Source organism: Pedobacter sp. TM02 (genome assembly GCF_059705275.1).
This window is the reverse complement of the sequence record NZ_AP046530.1, coordinates 583,338-601,796: the sequence shown is the minus strand read 5'-3', so window position 1 is coordinate 601,796 and position 18,459 is coordinate 583,338. Positions and strand designations below refer to the sequence as shown.

At 43.4% G+C, this 18,459-nt stretch carries 21 protein-coding genes; 9 read left to right on the top strand and 12 right to left on the bottom strand.

From position 1 onward, the window contains the following. Positions 1-41: 41 nt before the first annotated feature. Complete coding sequence (locus AC6H1S_RS02660; RefSeq protein WP_497565021.1) at positions 42-1,100, bottom strand: TerC/Alx family metal homeostasis membrane protein; 1,059 nt, start codon at positions 1,098-1,100, stop codon at positions 42-44. Further along, positions 1,101-2,072 (bottom strand): polyprenyl synthetase family protein, encoded by a 972-nt coding sequence (locus AC6H1S_RS02655; RefSeq protein ID WP_199136747.1) that lies wholly within the window; start codon positions 2,070-2,072, stop codon positions 1,101-1,103. Between the two features lie 147 nt (positions 2,073-2,219). On the opposite strand from AC6H1S_RS02655, the gene AC6H1S_RS02650 reads away from it, so the two are divergent. The 3 genes from AC6H1S_RS02650 to AC6H1S_RS02640 all read left to right on the top strand — a co-directional run bounded on the left by AC6H1S_RS02650 (position 2,220) and on the right by AC6H1S_RS02640 (position 4,598). After that, positions 2,220-3,203 carry an alpha/beta hydrolase gene (locus tag AC6H1S_RS02650; protein ID WP_199136745.1) on the top strand — a complete coding sequence of 328 codons (984 nt, stop codon included), beginning with the start codon at positions 2,220-2,222 and terminating at the stop codon, positions 3,201-3,203. Between the two features lie 51 nt (positions 3,204-3,254). After that, complete coding sequence (locus tag AC6H1S_RS02645) at positions 3,255-3,728, top strand: YdeI/OmpD-associated family protein (protein ID WP_497565020.1); 474 nt, start codon at positions 3,255-3,257, stop codon at positions 3,726-3,728. Between the two features lie 99 nt (positions 3,729-3,827). Beyond that, on the top strand, positions 3,828-4,598 hold the full coding sequence (locus tag AC6H1S_RS02640) for a hypothetical protein (RefSeq protein WP_497565019.1): 771 nt from the start codon (positions 3,828-3,830) through the stop codon (positions 4,596-4,598). Between the two features lie 59 nt (positions 4,599-4,657). Here AC6H1S_RS02640 and AC6H1S_RS02635 read toward each other — a convergent pair whose 3' ends face one another. Continuing rightward, positions 4,658-5,323, bottom strand: a complete 666-nt coding sequence (locus AC6H1S_RS02635) for a LytR/AlgR family response regulator transcription factor (protein ID WP_199136739.1) — start codon at positions 5,321-5,323, stop codon at positions 4,658-4,660. After that, positions 5,320-6,393: a sensor histidine kinase gene (locus AC6H1S_RS02630; protein WP_497565018.1), complete on the bottom strand. Its 1,074-nt coding sequence runs from the start codon at positions 6,391-6,393 to the stop codon at positions 5,320-5,322. Before AC6H1S_RS02630 ends, AC6H1S_RS02635 begins: the two co-directional genes overlap by 4 nt. A 182-nt stretch (positions 6,394-6,575) precedes the next feature. Between AC6H1S_RS02630 and AC6H1S_RS02625 the strand changes: the two genes are divergently transcribed. Together AC6H1S_RS02625 and AC6H1S_RS02620 are read left to right on the top strand one after the other, a co-directional pair. Next, positions 6,576-7,754: a redoxin family protein gene (locus AC6H1S_RS02625; protein WP_497565017.1), complete on the top strand. Its 1,179-nt coding sequence runs from the start codon at positions 6,576-6,578 to the stop codon at positions 7,752-7,754. A 66-nt stretch (positions 7,755-7,820) separates the two neighbouring features. After that, positions 7,821-8,918, top strand: a complete 1,098-nt coding sequence (locus AC6H1S_RS02620) for a redoxin domain-containing protein (RefSeq protein ID WP_497565016.1) — start codon at positions 7,821-7,823, stop codon at positions 8,916-8,918. Positions 8,919-8,944: 26 nt separating this feature from the next. On the opposite strand, the gene AC6H1S_RS02615 is transcribed toward AC6H1S_RS02620, so the two are convergent. Beyond that, complete coding sequence (locus tag AC6H1S_RS02615; protein ID WP_199136731.1) at positions 8,945-10,360, bottom strand: MBL fold metallo-hydrolase; 1,416 nt, start codon at positions 10,358-10,360, stop codon at positions 8,945-8,947. Between the two features lie 2 nt (positions 10,361-10,362). Continuing rightward, positions 10,363-10,944, bottom strand: coding sequence for a methyltransferase domain-containing protein (locus tag AC6H1S_RS02610; protein WP_497565015.1), 582 nt, complete (start codon positions 10,942-10,944; stop codon positions 10,363-10,365). A gap of 50 nt (positions 10,945-10,994) precedes the next feature. On the opposite strand from AC6H1S_RS02610, the gene AC6H1S_RS02605 reads away from it, so the two are divergent. Then, on the top strand, positions 10,995-11,225 hold the full coding sequence (locus AC6H1S_RS02605) for a (4Fe-4S)-binding protein (RefSeq protein ID WP_497565014.1): 231 nt from the start codon (positions 10,995-10,997) through the stop codon (positions 11,223-11,225). Here AC6H1S_RS02605 and AC6H1S_RS02600 read toward each other — a convergent pair. The 4 genes from AC6H1S_RS02600 to AC6H1S_RS02585 all read right to left on the bottom strand — a co-directional run bounded on the left by AC6H1S_RS02600 (position 11,222) and on the right by AC6H1S_RS02585 (position 15,388). Continuing rightward, entirely contained in the window at positions 11,222-12,244 is a 1,023-nt protein-coding gene (locus AC6H1S_RS02600; protein ID WP_199136727.1) for an asparaginase, read from the bottom strand. The genes AC6H1S_RS02605 and AC6H1S_RS02600 overlap by 4 nt on opposite strands. A gap of 233 nt (positions 12,245-12,477) precedes the next feature. Further along, complete coding sequence (locus AC6H1S_RS02595) at positions 12,478-13,245, bottom strand: TatD family hydrolase (protein ID WP_199136725.1); 768 nt, start codon at positions 13,243-13,245, stop codon at positions 12,478-12,480. A gap of 105 nt (positions 13,246-13,350) precedes the next feature. Further along, positions 13,351-14,346: an FKBP-type peptidyl-prolyl cis-trans isomerase gene (locus AC6H1S_RS02590; RefSeq protein ID WP_199136723.1), complete on the bottom strand. Its 996-nt coding sequence runs from the start codon at positions 14,344-14,346 to the stop codon at positions 13,351-13,353. Positions 14,347-14,377: 31 nt separating this feature from the next. Continuing rightward, positions 14,378-15,388 carry a DHH family phosphoesterase gene (locus tag AC6H1S_RS02585; protein WP_199136721.1) on the bottom strand — a complete coding sequence of 337 codons (1,011 nt, stop codon included), beginning with the start codon at positions 15,386-15,388 and terminating at the stop codon, positions 14,378-14,380. A 118-nt stretch (positions 15,389-15,506) separates the two neighbouring features. Here AC6H1S_RS02585 and AC6H1S_RS02580 point away from each other — a divergent pair, with 118 nt between their 5' ends. From AC6H1S_RS02580 to AC6H1S_RS02570, 3 genes are all read left to right on the top strand, one after another. Beyond that, positions 15,507-15,926 (top strand): nucleoside-diphosphate kinase, encoded by a 420-nt coding sequence (locus AC6H1S_RS02580; protein WP_199136719.1) that lies wholly within the window; start codon positions 15,507-15,509, stop codon positions 15,924-15,926. 105 nt (positions 15,927-16,031) lie between these two features. Further along, entirely contained in the window at positions 16,032-16,754 is a 723-nt protein-coding gene (gene bamJ / locus AC6H1S_RS02575; RefSeq protein ID WP_497565013.1) for a BamJ family beta-barrel-assembly machinery protein, read from the top strand. Between the two features lie 46 nt (positions 16,755-16,800). After that, complete coding sequence (locus AC6H1S_RS02570; RefSeq protein ID WP_199136715.1) at positions 16,801-16,974, top strand: hypothetical protein; 174 nt, start codon at positions 16,801-16,803, stop codon at positions 16,972-16,974. A gap of 38 nt (positions 16,975-17,012) precedes the next feature. On the opposite strand, the gene AC6H1S_RS02565 is transcribed toward AC6H1S_RS02570, so the two are convergent. Both AC6H1S_RS02565 and recF read right to left on the bottom strand, forming a co-directional pair. Next, positions 17,013-17,303 (bottom strand): DciA family protein, encoded by a 291-nt coding sequence (locus AC6H1S_RS02565; RefSeq protein ID WP_199136713.1) that lies wholly within the window; start codon positions 17,301-17,303, stop codon positions 17,013-17,015. Then, positions 17,296-18,399 (bottom strand): DNA replication/repair protein RecF, encoded by a 1,104-nt coding sequence (gene recF / locus AC6H1S_RS02560; RefSeq protein WP_199136711.1) that lies wholly within the window; start codon positions 18,397-18,399, stop codon positions 17,296-17,298. Before recF ends, AC6H1S_RS02565 begins: the two co-directional genes overlap by 8 nt. Positions 18,400-18,459: the final 60 nt, after the last annotated feature.

The window sequence follows — 18,459 nt, the reverse complement described above, 5'->3', positions numbered from 1 at the left end:
TTTTCGGACAGCTTGAGCCCAACGCTGTAAAATTTTTACAATCAGGCCTTATGATGCTGCGCTTTCTTTTTAGGAAATACCAGAGAAGCGACGATACTGGCCGTGAGGATAAACAAAATAATCAGCAACGAATGTTCTGTGGTAAAGCCCCAGAACTTAAGGTAATCGTGTGCCAGCATTTTAATGCCAATAAAAGTGAGCAATACGGCCAAGCCTGTTTTCAGGTAGTGGAATTTGTGGATAATATTAACCAGCAGGAAGAACATAGACCTGAGGCCCATAATGGCGAAGATGTTCGAGAAGAAAACGATGTAGGCGTCCTTGGTTACCGCAAAAATGGCCGGAATAGAATCGACGGCAAAGATGAGGTCGGTAAACTCTACGATCAGCAGTACCAGGAATAAAGGCGTAAGCAAAGTCTTGCCATTTACCTTGAAAAAGAATTTCTTGCCTTCGTACTTAGGGTGGATGGCAAAAAACCTGGAGGCAAATTTTACCACCTTATGGTTCTCGGGGTCAATCTTATCATCTTCTTCCTTGCTAAAAAACATGCGGATGCCTGTAAAAACGAGAAAGGCACCAAATACATATAAAATCCACGCAAACTTGCCGATCAGCGCTGCGCCGGCAAAGATGAAAATAAAGCGCATGATGATGGCGCCCAAAATACCCCAAAACAATACCCTGTGGTAATATTTTTCGGGCACGGCAAAGGCCGAAAAAATCAATACGATGACAAAAATATTATCTACCGAAAGGGCGTATTCGATAACGTAGCCGGTTAAAAATTCTATGCCCAGGTTCTGCTTGTAAATGCGAAGGCTCTCTTCAAAATTGCCCGGGATGAGCGTAATCTGATGCTGATGTGCCTTTACAATATGCTCGAGCTTGGCATAGGTGTCGATGCCATGCAGCTCCTGCCCTTCCAATAGCAGCAGAAAATAAAAGCCGAGCGCGAGCAACACCATTACAAAACTCATGATACCGGCCTGCTTTAAGCTCACTACCTTCTCTGTTTTGCTAAAAAGACCTAAATCGAGGGCCAAGATCAGCACAATAAACAGCAGGAATCCGCCAATGAATAATATTTCGTTCGACATTTATTTTTTACGTTCAGTAGTGTATCTTACCAATTGTTCCAGACCGGTTCTGGCTTCGCCTTCGCTAAACTGGTATAAAATATCAAAGGCTTCCTTTTGATATTCGAGCATTTTTTGGTTGGCATAATGCACGCCTTCCTTGCTGTTTACAAAATCGATGACCTCCTGTATCTTTTTCGGATCATCCTGATGGTTTTTCACCAGGTTGATGATGCGCTTGCGCTCCGATTTTTCGGCTCTGTTTAAGGCGTAGATCAGGGGCAATGTTACTTTTTTCTCTTTGATGTCGATGCCCAAAGGCTTGCCTACATCGTCGGTACCAAAATCAAAAGTATCGTCTTTGATTTGAAAGGCAATACCTACTTTCTCGCCAAAAAGGCGCATTTTTTCAATAGTTTCGGCGCTAGCGCCTACCGAAGCTGCTCCACAGGCACAGCAAGAAGCAATGAGGGAAGCCGTTTTCTGGCGGATAACCTCAAAATACAGTTCCTCGCTGATATCCATGCGCCTCACTTTTTCAATCTGCAGCAGCTCGCCTTCGCTCATCTGCTGTACCGCTTCCGATACTATTTTTAACAAAGCATGTTCGTTATTGTTTACCGAAAGCAGCAAACCTTTGGCCAAAAGATAATCGCCCACCAAAACTGCGATTTTATTTTTCCATAAGGCATTGATCGAGAAAAAGCCTCGACGCTCGTAGGCATTGTCAACCACATCGTCATGTACCAGCGTAGCGGTATGCAAAAGCTCTACCAAGGCGGCGCCACGGTGGGTCGATTCCTGAATCTCGCCACAAAGCTTGGCGGCAAAAAACACAAACATCGGACGCATCTGCTTGCCCTTCCTTTTCACAATGTAGTGGGTAATTCGGTTCAATAACGGCGCATCGCTGTGCATCGAATCCTTGAATTTTGCTTCAAATGCATTAATCTCTGCAGCAATGGGCTGTTGTATCTGGTCTATTCCGGGCATTCGGGCTAAAAATGTGTTTGCAAACTTAGTTAAATTCCATTAAAAGCGTATTTTTAATCAGACTATTCGTGCAAAACGTTGTATACAATTGTGAAAAACATGGTTCCTGATCCAGTAATCGTCCATTAAAACAAATAACCCAAAGTCATGAAAATATTTCTCGGCATACTCCTCGTGTTGGTTGTAGTACTTACCATTGTTTATTTGCTTGGTCCGCACCCTAAAAAACCAGTCTACAGCGAACACTTGCCTGCTGTGCCGACACTCGACCAATTACCCGATTTTATAGCGCAGCAAGAAGCCAAATACCAGATAAAACCGGGTAACGAAGCCGAAATTGTTTGGGCCGACAGCACTCATCAGCAAACCGAATACGCCGTAGTTTACCTTCATGGTTTTTCGGCCTCTAAAAAAGAAGGAGATCCCGCTTATTATTATTTAGCCAAGGCCCTGCACGCCAATCTTTACCTTTCGCGTTTGGCCGATCATGGGCTCGACACCCTAGCGCCCATGCAATACTTTACTGCCGACAAACTTTGGGAAAGCGGTAAACTGGCTTATGCCATTGGCAAAAAACTGGGCAAAAAAGTAATCTTGATGGGTACTTCTACTGGCGGAAGCTTGGCTTTGCAACTGGCGGCTACTTATCCGGAAGTAAACAGCCTGGTACTGCTATCGCCCAATATTGCCATTAACGACTCCAAGGCATGGATGCTGAACAATCCTTGGGGCTTGCAAATTGCCCGGCAGGTAATTGGTGGCGACGAACGAAAAGTGGACGACAAAGAGCTTGATTACCGGAAATACTGGTACACGCATTACCGTTTAGAGTCTACTGTAGCACTTCAGGAAATGCTCGAAACCGCCATGGTGCCCGAATTATTTGCCAAGGTAAAACAGCCGGTATTGCTGCTGTACTACTATAAAAACGAAACGGAACAAGACCCGGTGGTGCGCGTAGATGCTATGCTCAAAATGTTTAACGAATTGGGCACACCAGCCAAGCAAAAAGAGCAAATAGCCATTCCTAATGCCGGCAATCACGTAATCGGCTCTTCGATTACCTCTAAAGACATACCGGGAGTTGAAAAAGCCATGGATGGGTTTATTAAAGCGAGGCTTGAGCGGTAGAGGGTTGAGGGTTGAGATGGATTGAAGATCGGAAAGTTTAACATTATTCAGATGAAACATCATTTCAAAGCTGTGATTTACAAAACAGGCATCAATTGGGCAGTTGATGCACCTTTAGAGATTACGCAAAAACTTACCAAAGAGAAGGGCTATATCCGCATCAAAGGGCAAATTAATGGCTTCGATTTTAAGCAGACCTTGGTGCCGGTAAAAAACTCGCCCCACCGATTATTTGTAAACCTGATCATGATGAAAGGCGGTCAAACAGCTGTAGGCGAGACCGCTGTTTTTGCCATCGAGCAAAACGACGAACTAGTAGAAAAAATGTACGACATGCCAGAGATGCTGGCTGCTTCGCTCAAAACAAACCAACTCGAAAAAGAATTCGACCAGCTTAGCGCCACCAGAAAAAAGGATATTCTCAAATACCTCCATTACCTCAAAACCGCCGAAACCATGCAGAACAACATCGACAAAGTAATTGTACAGCTGCAGCAAAAAGCCAAACAGGTGCGCATACCTTAATCAGTTGGCCGTTTGCAGACATTGTGATTCGAGAATCGGACGAAAATTGCTCAGGAAGTATCTAATTTATTGTTAACGCCTTAACAATCCGCCAAACCAATGAAAAAATTGTTTACAATCATTTTAATTGCCATATCGGCAACAGCGTACGGTCAAAGCTTATCCATGATTGAAAAAGACCTGTTAAAAAACTTAAAGAGAATCCATTACTGGTCGGAGATCGGATATCGAGATAAACTAAGTGTTGGAGATTCGCTAAACAAAGAAAACAGTTTATTAAAGAAAAAACTACTTAAATACACCAAAAATCAGCCCTTAACGCTGCGTTATGACTTTAAAGCACTACAAAAAGAAGGCTTGACCATCGCTACATCGGCCGATAAAAAATTTAGAATTTACTCATGGGATACCTATACCGGTGGAACCATGCATTTTTTTGAAAACGTTTACCAATATCAAACTGGCAATACCGTATCAGCTAAAGCAATGGGTTCTTCGGATGATGCCAAGGGCTTCTTTTCCGAAATATTTACGATGAAAACAAACGCTGGACCTATTTATCTCGGCTATCTCCACGCTATTTTATCAACGAAGCTGGCTTACCAAAACGTCAGTTTATTCAAAATCGAAAACCGGCAAATAACAGATGTCGACCTCATTAAAACCAAAAGTGGCCTTCACAATTCATTGGGTTTCGAGTTCGATTTCTTCTCTGTGGCGGATCGGAAGGAAAGACCTGTAAAGCTGATCTATTTTGATGAGGCGAAAAAAGAAATCAAGATCCCGCTGGTTAAAGCAAACGGTGAAGTAACGCCAAAATTTATTACCTACCGATACACTGGCAGTTATTTTGAAAGAGAGCAAAAATAATTCGTTCAGATGAAAGCCCAAGCTCAATCCAGAGATCAATATGCCAATGGGCTTGCGAACTATTGAACCAGCGCTCTTTTATAACTCTCCCCGATAGGGATTTCTTTCTCGTTGATGCGCAAATGGGCTTTACCGATAACCTGTACGGCATTTCTGTTCACCAAATAAGAACGATGTACCCTTACAAATTCCTTTTCGGGCAACAACTCGCCAAGGTATTTCATGGTCATGTGCACAATGTGGTTGCCAAGCAAGGTGTGCAACAAAATATAATCCTTTATAGACTGGGCATATAAAATATCGTCGTGCAATACCTTCACCAATTTGCCAGATACCTTGAAATAAGTAAAATTAGGGGTGGCTTCTGCCACAGGCTGCAGCTTCAAGAATTTGGCCAGCGCCTTGTCAAAACGCGCTTGGGTAATGGGTTTTAGCAGATAATCTACCGCTTCCAAATCGTAGCTGGCCGCCGCATATTCCGAATAGGCCGTTGTAAATATAACCGCTGGCGGGTTTTTAAGCGATTTGACTAGGTCTATTCCGCTGAGGCCAGGCATTTTGATGTCTAAAAACAACAAGTCTATTTTTTCCTGATGCAAAACCTCAAAAGCTTCTAATGCCGTATTGCAGGTTTTCACGAGGCACAGCGAGCTCGTATCTTGCACATAGGTAGCCAAAATATCTTGGGCCAAAGGTTCGTCGTCTACAATGAGGCAATTGATCATTTCATTTGCAAAGTTAAGCGTACCTGATAAGTTTTTTCGTCGGCCTGTTGTTCCAACGTATAGCCATGAGGGTAAAGCAGCTCCAATCTTTTTTGTACGTTGGCCAGTCCTATTCCTCCAGTTTTTATATGGCCCGTGGCTATACTGTTGCTGATTTCCATTAACAGCTCGGCTTCGGTTTGGCAAATTACAAGATGTACAAACCCTTCGCCCCGTTCTTCCGCAACCCCATGTTTAAAGGCGTTTTCTACAAAAGGCAACAGCAACAAAGGGCTAATTGTGGTGTGGGACCGGATGCCTTGTACAACCAATTGGATAGCGATAGAATCGCGATAACGGATTTGCTCCACTTCCACATAATTCTTGACAAATGCGATTTCATCTTTTAAAAGCACTTGCTCCTGATCAGCCTGATACAACATATAACGCATCATTTCCGATAATTTGGCTACTAATGGCGCAGTATCTTTTGATTGCTTAAGAGCCAGCGCATAAATGTTGTTAAGCGTATTGAAAAAGAAATGGGGTTGCAGCTGGGCCTTTAAATAGGTAAGTTCAGACAGCAATTGTTGTTCTTTCATCGCTTTGAGTTGCTCGTCTTGTTGCAAAGACCTGATCAGAAAAGTAAAGCCAATAATGGTAAACAAGATGCGGTTGAGCGTATAGCTCACGATGAAATACAAAGTTGGCCGATTGAGCTCCTTTAGTGCATCCAGCTTCAGTTTTTCGGAAACAAAAGGCAGCCGCACGATTGACCAGTTCATCAGGTATTTGTTATAAAGATGGCTCAGCAGAATAAAGCAAACAATGCTCAGCAAGATTGGCAACGTTTTTTTTCTGAAGACATAGCTCTTTAAAAAGACCCAATAATAAATCCCATAAAATACAAAAGAATATGTGCCTACAACCAGTCTGTATTCGAGGGCCTCTGTAAATTTCCAAACGTTGTTTTCTTCGTAGAAGCTATATTCGATATCACTGATAATAGAACCGAGATAGCAGATGAAAATGAAAAAGAACAGCTCTATCTTAAAATATTTGACATCGGTTCTGCTCTTCAGTTTAAACATATGGCCAAGGTAGATAATATTTTCTAGTGCCCAACTTGCCTGCGCAGCCTTTCGACTAATTGCCCGTTTTTTTAGACTAACGCCTAAAACGACATATTCGTCGAATTATCTTGGGTTCCGGTCTAAATTCAAAAATTCTTAACCCATTTCGGTCTAAGTTTGACGAACAAAACCCAATACACATGCAAATTTCCATTCCTTTCATCATCACTGCCTTGGCATTAAGCAACGGTGTTTCAACCCCAAAACCCGAAACAGCAGAGGCTGTACTGAGCCAAACGCATGAAACCTTGAACAACCTGAAATCCATTTCGTATCACAGCTACCGCGAAATCAACAATTTTAAGGACGATTATTTTGCCAAGAACAGTGGCGACAGCTATTTTGAGTACAACAATGCCGTAGATGGAAAAACGGCCCGCTTCCAGCTTAGTTCGCCAGGCGCACTACAGGTTTACAACGGAACAGAATATTTTTACCTGGATCAGCAAAACAAAACCATTGACTTAGAAAAAAAAACCGTTAAACAGCTTAATGGTTTATCCCTGCTTTACAATTCTATCACGGCCATTCGTTTGGTTTTGCCCCAATTGTTGCAAGATACCAGTATTCCAAAATCATTGGCCGATACCGTAGTAGACGGTAAAAGCTATGACCTGGTTAAATTCGAGCTCCACAAAAAATCGATGGAATTCCCCAATGGTTTTTCGAGCTTTGATAGCGAGGTAACCAAGTACTACAAGCTGATTATCGACAAAAAAACTTTCCTGCCTTATATGATTTTTGACGGCAACAGCATTTCGAAAGATCAATATTACACCAAAACCGTTTTCACCGACATCAAGATCAACCCTAAAATCCCATCAGAAAATTCATGGTATTCTTCGAGTTATACCGGCTATGCGCCTCAAAAGAAAGAAACCAGGAACCCATTGGTAAAACCGGGCGGTCCGTTGTTAAATTGGTCGCTCCCGGTTTATAGCCCCAACGCCTCCCATACCCTGCAATCGGCAAAGCTGAAAGGCAAACCCGTGCTGCTGGAGTTCTGGATCAAAAACTGTGGCTACTGCATGCTGGCCTTTCCCAAAATGAAGGAACTGCAAAAGAAATATGGCAAACGGGTAGAAATCCTGAGCATTAATGCTTACGAAAAAAAAGAAGAAGTTGGTTTCTTTTACAAAAGGGAACAACCCGCTTATACCATGCTTTACGATGGTGAAAAATTGGCCAACTCGCTTGGCATTTATGCCTATCCGGTAGTTGTTTTAACCGATAAAAATGGTAAAATCACCTATGTGAGCGAAGGCATGGACGAAAAACAAGTTGAAAAGGAGATTTTAAAATTGCTTAGCCGGCCTTAAAAATTTTGACACTTATCGCTGTTTTAAAATTTCTGTATATTGCGCTTCAACTACCCTATCTAACCTATGAAGTTTGCTCAAAGAACATGCCTTTTATTCCTGCTGTTGACAACAGCCCTAAGCAGCGATGCGCAAAATTTTAACCTAAAAGGCACAAGTTTTGGCCTTCCAGATGGAAGCCGACTATTCCTACAAATCTTCCTTACTGATCAAAAACCTGAAAGGATTGACTCTGCAGTCGTCAAAAATGGTCAATTTTCTTTTGCAGGCCCCTTAAAAGAAAAACACTATATGGCTGTTCTTCGTACTGCCGACAGTAAGGACCAGGCGATGATTTGGCTTGAACCCGCAGCGCTAAGCGTGACCGTTAAAAAGGGAGACTTCAATAATTTGGCCATAAAAGGATCGGTAGCATCCCAAGAATTTCAAGAATTCTCTTCTATCATGAACAGAATCCGTGCACAGCAAGACAGCCTGCAAAAAATCGACACCAAACAGGATTCTATCAAGGATAAAGAAAAATGGGACCAATACGAGAAACTTCAGCTTGCCGAAACCGAAGCCGGAAAAAACTTTGTAAAATCGCACCCCAACTCTGTGGTATCGGCTTTTATTTTAAATATTTTCAGCACCAACTGGGGCAGGCAAAATGCCGAAGAACTTTATCAGCGCTTTAGCCCAACCGTGAAACAGAGCAAACCCGGACAACAAATCAGGCAGTTTATTGGACTAAGCAAAGAGATTAAGGTAGGCGATAAATATGTAGATTTTGAGCTGTCAAATGTCAACGATAAAAAGGTAAAGCTCTCCAACATCAAGGGCAAGTATATTTTATTGGATTTTTGGGGTTCTTGGTGTGGCCCCTGCAGACATGAAAACGTAAATCTGCTAAAAGCCTACCAGCTTTTTAAGGATAAGGGTTTCAACATATTGGGCGTAGCCGCCGAAACAGATAAAAAGGAATGGCTACAAGCCATCAAAGCAGATGGATTGCCTTGGGAGAATGTAACCGATGTAAGTAATGGCAAAAATAACGCTGCCATAATGATTTATAATATCTTTTCCTTTCCCACCAATTTCCTGATCGATGAACAAGGTACCATTATTGCCAAAAACCTGCGTGGCTCCGAACTCATCCAGAAACTGGGTGAGCTTTTGCGATAATCCTTACACGAATTAACTATTTTCTACTAGGCTTTCATGGCCTTGCTTGGGCAGGCAAAATCCGTACGCTTAAGGCTGGTGTTTTTAATGGCGCCATAGCCTCCAGCCACATCGATTACTTTGTCTACCCCGCGTGCCTTTAGAATAGATGCGGCAATCATCGAACGATAACCACCAGCACAATGGATGTAATAAGTTTCGTTGGGACTGATTTCTGCCGTCCAGTCGTTGATGTAATCCAGCGGACGGGTTAACGTGGCTTCCAAGTGTTCGGCTTCGTACTCGCCAGGTTTGCGCACGTCAAGGGCATTTACATGAGGGTTGCCGTTAACGATGCTTTCAAATTCAGCCGCACTGATCGATTGGATCTGGTCGGTTTCCTTGCCGGCGGCCTTCCAGGCTTCGATACCTCCTTCTAAGTAACCAATCGTATTGTCATAGCCTACCCTGGCCAAGCGGGTAATTGCTTCTTCAGCCTTACCCTCGTCGGTAACCAGCAACAGTTCTTGTTTCAAATCCGTAATCAATGCGCCAACCCATGGAGCAAACTGGCCATTTAAGCCAATGTTTACCGAATTGGGTATAAAGTCTTGTGCAAAAACCTGTGGATCTCTGGTATCTAAAATCAGGGCTCCTGTTTGGTTGGCCATTTCTTCGAACTCGGCTGGCGCCAAGGCAATCAGTCCTTTTTCAAATACTTCGTCAATGCTTTCGTAGCCGCCTTTGTTCATGGCCGCGTTTTTGGCAAAATATTGGGGCGGAGGCAAAATACCTGCCGTTACTTCTTGGATAAATTGGGCTTTCGAACCGGCTTTTAAAGCATAGTTCACTTCTTTTTGATGGCCAAGGGTATCAAAAGTTTCCTTGCTCATGTTTTTGCCACAGGCAGAACCTGCGCCATGAGCCGGGTAAACGATTACATCGTCGGCCAGCACCATGATCTTGTCGTGCAAGGAATCATAGAGCGTAGCGGCCATATCTTCCATGGTTAATGTGCCTTTCTGGGCTAAATCTGGCCGACCAACATCACCGATAAACAATGTATCGCCGGTGAAAATGCAATAGTCCTTGCCATTGGCATCGGTAAGCAAGTAAGTGGTCGATTCTGGCGTATGTCCTGGGGTATGCAATGCGGTAATGGTCAAATCGCCAATTTTAAACTGCTCGCCATCGGTTGCGATGTGCGATTCGAATTCGGTTTTTGCTGTTGGACCGTAAATGATCTGAGCCCCTGACTTCTCGGCCAAATCGACGTGACCAGAAACAAAATCGGCATGAAAATGAGTTTCAAAAATATATTTGATGGTAGCGCCATGCTGAGCGGCCTTTTTAAGATAAGGCTCTACCTCGCGCAGGGGGTCAATGATGGCGGCTTCGCCTTTGCTTTCAATATAATAAGCCGCTTCGGCTAAACATCCCGTATAAATTTGCTCAATCTTCATCTCTATTTTTTTATAAAATTAATAAAAACCTCGGCGTTTTGCCTTGGCTTTACAGAATTATACGCCTTTTCCAGTTTTCGAAGCCTAAATTGCTCCCTAAACAATTCCTCATATTCGGCAACCGAACCTCCAAAAGGCGGCCCATCGGTTTCGAACTGCTTATCGAACAGCAAACCAACCAATTTTCCATGAGGTTTCAATAATTCGGCCACTTTGTTTACATAAGTTTTACGCTGTTCGGGACGGATGGCACAGAAAAAAGTCTGCTCCAAAATCAAATCGAATTGGCCTTCCAAACTAAAGAAATCGGCTTTCAGGATCTTGACAGGCGTATGTTTAAATTGTTGTTGCAACTGGGCAACCAGGTTTTCGGCAATATCAATGAGCGTAACCTGGGTAAAGCCATTGGCCAACAAATAACCTGCTTCGTACGCCCGGCCACAACCGGGTATTAAAATTGACAGTTCTTTGTTTTCGAGCTGATCGATATAGGCTTGCAAAGGTGGTGAGCACTGGCCCAAATCCCAACCCGTTTGGTGTTCGGCATAGCGATTTTCCCAATAGATTTTATCAGTAACTTTCAATTCTTTGATTGCTTAAATTAAAATCTTATATTTAATTATCATTCTCTACCATGAGAGACATTACCAAAAAATATACCAACAGAGCAGTAACCATTATTTGGCAACCTGCCAAGTGCATACATTCGGGCATTTGTTTTAGGGGCTTGCCCCAGGTCTTCAATCCAACAATAAGACCTTGGATAGAACCTTTGGGTGCCACTACCGAAGAAATCATTGCGCAGGTAAAAAACTGCCCTTCTGGCGCACTCAGCTATATTTTGAATAGCGACACCGCAAGCTAATTGCCTACCGTCAACTCGCCGGCAATAGAAATCTCCAGCAGTTGTTTGATGGCCGCCCTATCAAGTCCCTGCCCCATCAGGTACATCAATTTGGTTACCGTGGCTTCAAAAGTCATATCGTAACCGCTTACAATGCCCATTTGTTGCAACTTGCGACTGGTTTCGTACAAGCCCAACTGTACCGAACCGCCTTTGCATTGCGAGATGTCTACAATAATCTTATCATTGGCAATGGCTTGTTGCAGGCAATCGATAAACCAAGGTGCGGTAGTGGTATTACCCGAACCGAATGCTTCGAGCACAATGGCGTCAACCGCCGATTCGGTAATGGCTTTGACCGCTCTTTCGGTAATGCCCGGATACATTTTCAATACGCCGATATTGGCATTGAAGGTTGTATGGATCTGAAAAGGCTCAGTAGGTTCGGGCAGGATGTAGTTGGGAAAGAAAGTCAGGTTTACTCCTGCTTCTGCCAAGATTGGATAATTGGGCGACAAAAAGGCCTCAAATTTTTCCGAATTATATTTGATGGAACGATTGCCCCTAAACAACTGATAATCAAAATAAATACAAACCTCTGGCACCATGGGCTTGCCATCTTTTTTGGTGGCTGCAATTTCTAAGGCCGTAATCAGGTTTTCTTTGGCATCTGTCCTGATTTCGCCAATAGGCAACTGCGAACCCGTTAAAACAACAGGCTTGGCCAAGTGCTGCAACATAAAGCTTAGTGCCGACGCGGTAAAAGACATGGTGTCTGAACCATGCAAAATCACAAAACCATCGAAGCGCTCATACTCGTCGCGGATCAATTTGGCCAGGGAAGCCCAAATTTCCGGATTCATGTTCGATGAATCCAAAATCGGATCGAAAGAGTGTACCGACAGCTGGTAATTTAAGCGGGCCAACTCGGGCACATTCTCTTGAATTTGCTGAAAATCGAAAGGAATAAGCGTACCTGTTTTGGCATCGTTTACCATACCGATGGTACCGCCGGTGTAGATGATGAGAATTTTGGTCATTGGCCAGATTAACTATTTTACTTGTGCAAATTTGGAATGTTATTTCATTTTCCAAAGCCTTTTTAACGATTTGCAACAAAACCCTTTCTTTGCCACAAAGAATAACAAATTTACAATAAAAAATAGCTTCTATTTAAAATTTCAAAAAATGCAAACGAAATCACATTGATTATTTGCGAAATTATCAAAAAGCAATTGTTTACAAAACCAGGGAAAATCCCAGCAGATCCTGCCTAAACTCCAAAAATTTCTCGCGAATTTGCCGTGGTTGCTTCGGCTACTTCCCCTATACTCAAACCATAAATATCGGCCACTTTTTGGGCAATATGCACCAAGTAGCTGCTTTCGTTGGGCTTGCCTCTAAATGGAACAGGGGCCAAATAGGGAGAGTCGGTCTCTAATACCACATGTTGAAGCGGAACTTGAGCCAATACCAAATCCAAACCCGCTTTTTTATAGGTAACTACCCCGCCAATGCCCAGGTAAAAACCCAGTGCAATGGCTTGCTCGGCCTGTGCCAGACTACCCGTAAAGCAGTGGAAAATACCACGGAGCTTCTCGTCTTTCAGGTCTTCGAGCACTTCAAAAACTTCGTCAAAAGCCTCTCTGCAATGGATCACGATAGGTAAGCCTAGTTCTTTGGCCCAATTGATCTGCTGCCTAAAAGCATCTTGTTGTAGGGCCAAAGTGGTTTTGTCCCAGTACAAATCAATGCCAATTTCGCCAATGGCATAAATCTGTCGACCGTTTATACTTTTAAAAATGGTTTCCAGCTGGCTTTCATAGCCTTCTTTTACATCGCAGGGATGCAAGCCGGCCATGGCAAAACAGTTTTCGGGATATTGCCGCACCAGGTCGTCTATCATGGCAATAGAGGCTACATCAACGTTCGGCAAAAAAAGGCGCTTCACTTGGTTATCTAAACAGCGTTGCATCAGCTGCGTTCTTTTGGCCAGATCGGCTTCGTAGTAAAGATGGGTATGGGTATCGGTTAACAACATATACAAAGTTAAGGGCATTTATTGAGCTTTCTGTCACCACAAAAAACTGATTTTACAAAAAAGCCCCATCTGCATCAGATGGGGCTTTCAATTTCCTGGGTAATCTTATTGTTTTGGTGTAGAAGCTACCGGTACTGGCGGTGCCGCAACAGGTGCTTTTCCTTTAATAATATCTACAATTTCGATATCGAAAGCCAATGGAGAGTTTACACCGATACCCGCTTGCGGGATAGGTTGCTCGCCATAAGCCAATCTCGAAGGAAGGATAACGGTAACCTTACCGCCTTTGCCCACCAGGGTCAAAGCTTCGCTAAAGCCTGGAATAGAACCGCCTACAACCATTTTGGTAGGGCCATAAGTTCTGCCAGATGCCTGAAGCTTGGCTTCTTTGGCTATTTTCTCATCGCTTGTGTCGAATATTTTGTATTTGCCTTTGGCGTCTTTTTTAATCAGGTTGCCGGTGTAGTTTACCATCAAGGTATCACCGGTTGTTGCTTTTTCTGCGCTACCCTCTTTTACCACAACATACTCGATGCCGCTAGGGGTAGTTTTGGTCTTAAGGCCTTTATCAGCAATGTAAGCTTTGATTTTTGCTGGCTCGGCTTTTTTCATGTTGTCCATAGTGGTTTGGTAATCCTTTTGGAAATACTCATTTGCTCTTTTATGGAATACCGAATCAGGCTCGTTTGCGTTTTTCTTGAATACTTTATGAATTTTAACAGTAAAAGTCATGTATTTATCGTTTTTGAACGGTTCCGGCTTAGGTTGTTTTTGGTAGAAAGCCATGGTATCCAAATTCAATTTGAATGTAGCGCTATCGCCTTCGCCAAAAAGATAAAGCACATCGTTCATATCGCCGGCATAACTTTTCTTGCCTACAGGGAAAACCTGAGGAATTCCGTTTTCATAAGTGCTGAAGAAAACTGAGTCTTTATCGTTTTTCTGAACGAAATCCATTTTAACGATATCGCCTTCTTTGATTTTGTCTTTGCTATCAGAATGGTGGATGGTGTATAGCAAACCTCCCGGACCTTTTTTCTCTCTGTTACAAGCGGCTAGGCCTACGGTAGCTGCTAAAAGAATTACTAAACTTTTTTTCATTTTTTATTTATTGTTTTTTTTTGTTCCTCAATTATTGTAATAGTTGTGTTTTATATTCTGGCAGGATGGATTTAAACTTCTCAACGGTTTGCTGCAAACTTAGTTCTGATGCCCCACCTGCCGCATTCCGGTGTCCACCGCCATCAAAGTATTTCTTACAAATTTCGTTCGCCGGAAAATCGCCGGTCGAGCGTAAAGATAGCTTAACTTTATCAGTTCTTTCAATAATAAAAGCCGCCAGTTTAATACCATTGATAGAAAGCGCATAATTTACGATGCCCTCGGTATCGCCAGTAGCAATCTGATAGGTTTTCAGCTCTTCGGCATTGACTGTAATGATGGCGGTATTGAACTCTCTTAAAATCTCCAATTTGTTAGACAGGCAATGGCCTAGAAAACGTAAACGGTTTTCTGAGGCATTATCGTATACCAGCTGGTGAATGCGCCAATGTTCGGCACCAAGGTCGATCAGGTCGGCCGCAATGCGATACACCGTTGAAGTAGCCGAAGGAAAACGGAAAGAACCAGAATCCGTCATGATGCCTGTATATAAACAAGCCGCCACGTCTTTATTGATCAGTTCGCCTTCGCCTAGCTCGTTCTTGATGAAATCGTAAACCAATTGGGCCGCGGCACAGGCATTGATATTCCAGTGGCGGTAATCGTCAAAATCTTCTGGATCTAAGTGATGGTCTATCATCAGCTTTAACCCCGGCGCCTTACGGATATGTTCGCCCAGCTCGTTGATCCTGCTCAGCGTATTAAAGTCCAGGCAAAAAATCAAGGCGGCCTCGTTAACCAGCTGTATCGATTTTTCCACTGCCTCGGTATAGATAATGACATTAGAATTGTTCGGCATCCAGTGCAGGAAATCAGGATAATCTGTTGGCGTAATCACCTGTACATGATGGCCTTTCTGAATTAAAAAGGCATACAGCCCCAAAGACGAGCCCATTGCATCGCCATCGGGTTTGTGATGCGTGGTGATGACAATCTTCTGTGGCGTAGCCAACAACGTTTTTAATTCGGAAATGGATATCATAATTTTTTCGCCAGCAAAGCTAATGATTTTAGGTTTAATTGACAGCTTTTATTCTTTCGGCCTTTAATATTAAGCGAAGAAAGTGTATTTTTGCAAAAAATTTGAAACAAATATAAAAATGGCTACAAATAGAACATTTACAATGATTAAGCCTGATGCAGTTGCAAACGGGCATATCGGCGCAATCATTAACGATATTACCAATGCAGGATTTAAGATCATTGCCTTGAAATACACCCAATTGACTCCAGAATCAGCTGGCGAGTTTTATGCCGTGCACAAAGCGCGTCCTTTCTACAACGACTTGGTAAGCTTCATGTCGTCGGGCCCTATTGTTGCGGCGATCTTGGAAAAAGACAATGCGATTGAAGATTTCAGAAACCTGATTGGCGCTACCAACCCTGCCGAAGCTGCCGAAGGAACCATCCGTCAGAAATATGCCAAATCTATCGATGCTAATGCTGTTCACGGTTCTGATTCGGACGAGAACGCACAAATCGAAGGCGATTTCTTCTTCACCGCTGCAGAGCGTTTCTAAGCAAAAGGAAATTTTAGGGATACGTCACCTGGACATAAGTTCTGGGTGACGTATTTTTTTTGTAGGTATTTTTATTTTGTATCTTTCGGCTTTTAAAACTAATTAATGAAGAAAATATTTATAGCCGCTCTAGTCGCAACAGTTGGATTGAGCGCCAATGCCCAAACCAAAGGGAAAGCTGCACCGGCCAAAAAGCCTTCGGCTGCTGTCAAGCCCATTGCCAAACCCGTTTTTAAAACCAATACCGATTCGGCCAGTTATGCCCTGGGCCTCAATGTAGCCAACAACTTCAAGTCGGGGGGCGTAAGCAGCCTCAACTATGAGCTGTTTAGCAAAGGGCTTAAAGATGTTTTTGCCAGTGCCAATCCATCGCTTACCCAAGAGCAATGCCAACAGGCCGTAGTGAGGTTTTTTGAAGAAGCCGGAAAAGAAAAATACGGCGCTAACATTAACGAAGGCAAAGCTTTTTTTGCCAACAACAAAGCCAAAGCCGGTGTTCACACCACTGCCAGCGGCCTGCAGTACGAAGTAATTACGCAGGGAACCGGCAACAAGCCTAAAGCTACCGACCGGGTTACCGTTCACTACAAAGGCACCTTGCTCAACGGAACACAATTCGACAGTTCTTACGACCGTGGAGAGCCTGCTACATTTGGCCTTAACCAAGTCATTTCTGGTTGGACCGAAGGCTTGCAACTGATGCCCGAAGGTTCGAAATTCCGTTTCTTTATTCCGCAAAATCTGGCTTATGGCTCAAGGGCAACGGGTGGCATCCCTCCTTTCAGTGCCCTGATTTTTGAAGTGGAACTGATTAAAATCGAACAATAGGAAACTATTTTTGGCTTGTGCTGTTGTATAAAAAAATCAGCTCGCCATGAACAAATACATTCCATTGGCCTTTATTGCACTCGCCTGCACAACATTAAGCAGCTGCGAACTTGTAGAAGGCATATTCAAAGCTGGCGTTTGGACCGGCATCATTGTAGTCGTCGTTGTATTAGCCTTGATCATCTGGTTAATTTCCAAGATATTCGGCAATAAAGACTAAGCCTTAAATCCCGTTGGAGACTTCGGGATTTTTTTGTGCTATAAAAAAACGATTTCGGTAATGACCTCCGCTCCGGCGCGTTCGTTCAGTTTTTGGATAATGCCGGTGCGCACCAGGAGCAGTTCGTTTTTAATTACCGACGATTCGATGCGAACAAACAGCTTTCTTTGGCTCACATAAATCTGGGTCGTTCTATTGGCTACCGCAGTGCCCATCAGCTCGGGCCAATGCGCCACCACGCCGGTTTCGTCGTATTTGCCACGCAAACGGTAAACCGAAAGCATCTTGGTGAGGGCTTCCTTGAGGGTAATATCGTTGGGTTTACGCATGGCTGATTGTTCCGTTGGCTACTTCGAACAAAGTTACGTTAACATGAATGGCATTAAAAATAGAATTTACTCTTTCTTTGCTGGTGTCGGTAATAAAGAGCTGGCCAAAATCGTGGTGCGAAACCATTTCCATGAGCTTATGCACCCTTAAATCGTCGAGCTTGTCGAAAATATCATCCAGCAGCAACAAGGGCTTAAAGCCTTTCGATTTTTGCAGGTAGCTGTACTGCGCCAGTTTTAAGGCAATGAGGAAGGATTTCTGCTGTCCTTGTGATCCAAATTTTTTCAGCGGCATATCCCTGATGGCAAACAAAAGCTCGTCTTTATGGATACCGGTAGTGGTTCGCTCAAGTAAACGATCCTTTTCTATCGACTGGGCCAATAGCTGTTCAAAATCCTGCTCGTTCAGTTGCGACTGATAAATTAGCGACACCTGTTCGGCATCGCCGCTAAGGTAGCTGTAGTGCTGGTTAAACAGTGGGATAAAATCGGCGAGAAACTGCTTGCGCTTTTCGAAGATCTTGGTACCCGACTGCACCAATTGCTCGTTCAATATTTCGAGCAGGGCAATATCGAGCTTGCGGGTGGCCGCCACCTGCTTTAGCAAGGCATTGCGGTTGAGCAGGTGTTTGTTGTAAACGATCAGCTCATCGAGGTAATCGGCATCGGTTTGCGAAATTACATTGTCTATAAACCTTCTCCGCTCTTCGCTGCCATCCATCACCAGGTTGATATCGTAAGGCGAAATCATGACCAAGGGAAAAAGCCCGATATGGTTGGCCAGTTTGTCGTATTCTTTTTTGTTGCGCTTAAACTGCTTTTTCTGGTTGCGTTTAAGGCCACAGGTAATCTTTTCGTTCTTGTCTTTGCGGTCAAAATCGCCCTGCACCAAAAAAAGTTCTTCATCAGTTTTGATCTGCTGGCTGTCTATGGGATTAAAATAGCTTTTGCACAGGCAGAGGTAATGCACCGCATCGAGCAGATTGGTTTTTCCGGCCCCGTTGTTGCCCACAAAGGCATTTACGGTTTTAGAAAAACTAAGCTCGGCAGCCGCATAGTTTTTAAAATTGAGCAGAGTAATATTTTTAAGCCACATATGATAACGCCAAAGTTACTTTTTTTAGCGGTGCTAATTGACTAAAGTTGAGGGTCTGTT

What these genes read in the sequence shown, in the direction of transcription:
- AC6H1S_RS02660 (WP_497565021.1), bottom strand. Translation starts at nt 1,100, where the DNA reads ATGTCGAACGAAATATTATTCATTGGCGGATTCCTGCTGTTTATTGTG.
- AC6H1S_RS02655 (WP_199136747.1), bottom strand. Translation starts at nt 2,072, where the DNA reads ATGCCCGGAATAGACCAGATACAACAGCCCATTGCTGCAGAGATTAAT.
- AC6H1S_RS02650 (WP_199136745.1), top strand. Translation starts at nt 2,220, where the DNA reads ATGAAAATATTTCTCGGCATACTCCTCGTGTTGGTTGTAGTACTTACC.
- AC6H1S_RS02645 (WP_497565020.1), top strand. Translation starts at nt 3,255, where the DNA reads ATGAAACATCATTTCAAAGCTGTGATTTACAAAACAGGCATCAATTGG.
- AC6H1S_RS02640 (WP_497565019.1), top strand. Translation starts at nt 3,828, where the DNA reads ATGAAAAAATTGTTTACAATCATTTTAATTGCCATATCGGCAACAGCG.
- AC6H1S_RS02635 (WP_199136739.1), bottom strand. Translation starts at nt 5,323, where the DNA reads ATGATCAATTGCCTCATTGTAGACGACGAACCTTTGGCCCAAGATATT.
- AC6H1S_RS02630 (WP_497565018.1), bottom strand. Translation starts at nt 6,393, where the DNA reads ATGTTTAAACTGAAGAGCAGAACCGATGTCAAATATTTTAAGATAGAG.
- AC6H1S_RS02625 (WP_497565017.1), top strand. Translation starts at nt 6,576, where the DNA reads ATGCAAATTTCCATTCCTTTCATCATCACTGCCTTGGCATTAAGCAAC.
- AC6H1S_RS02620 (WP_497565016.1), top strand. Translation starts at nt 7,821, where the DNA reads ATGAAGTTTGCTCAAAGAACATGCCTTTTATTCCTGCTGTTGACAACA.
- AC6H1S_RS02615 (WP_199136731.1), bottom strand. Translation starts at nt 10,360, where the DNA reads ATGAAGATTGAGCAAATTTATACGGGATGTTTAGCCGAAGCGGCTTAT.
- AC6H1S_RS02605 (WP_497565014.1), top strand. Translation starts at nt 10,995, where the DNA reads ATGAGAGACATTACCAAAAAATATACCAACAGAGCAGTAACCATTATT.
- AC6H1S_RS02600 (WP_199136727.1), bottom strand. Translation starts at nt 12,244, where the DNA reads ATGACCAAAATTCTCATCATCTACACCGGCGGTACCATCGGTATGGTA.
- AC6H1S_RS02595 (WP_199136725.1), bottom strand. Translation starts at nt 13,245, where the DNA reads ATGTTGTTAACCGATACCCATACCCATCTTTACTACGAAGCCGATCTG.
- AC6H1S_RS02590 (WP_199136723.1), bottom strand. Translation starts at nt 14,346, where the DNA reads ATGAAAAAAAGTTTAGTAATTCTTTTAGCAGCTACCGTAGGCCTAGCC.
- AC6H1S_RS02585 (WP_199136721.1), bottom strand. Translation starts at nt 15,388, where the DNA reads ATGATATCCATTTCCGAATTAAAAACGTTGTTGGCTACGCCACAGAAG.
- AC6H1S_RS02580 (WP_199136719.1), top strand. Translation starts at nt 15,507, where the DNA reads ATGGCTACAAATAGAACATTTACAATGATTAAGCCTGATGCAGTTGCA.
- bamJ (WP_497565013.1), top strand. Translation starts at nt 16,032, where the DNA reads ATGAAGAAAATATTTATAGCCGCTCTAGTCGCAACAGTTGGATTGAGC.
- AC6H1S_RS02570 (WP_199136715.1), top strand. Translation starts at nt 16,801, where the DNA reads ATGAACAAATACATTCCATTGGCCTTTATTGCACTCGCCTGCACAACA.
- AC6H1S_RS02565 (WP_199136713.1), bottom strand. Translation starts at nt 17,303, where the DNA reads ATGCGTAAACCCAACGATATTACCCTCAAGGAAGCCCTCACCAAGATG.
- recF (WP_199136711.1), bottom strand. Translation starts at nt 18,399, where the DNA reads ATGTGGCTTAAAAATATTACTCTGCTCAATTTTAAAAACTATGCGGCT.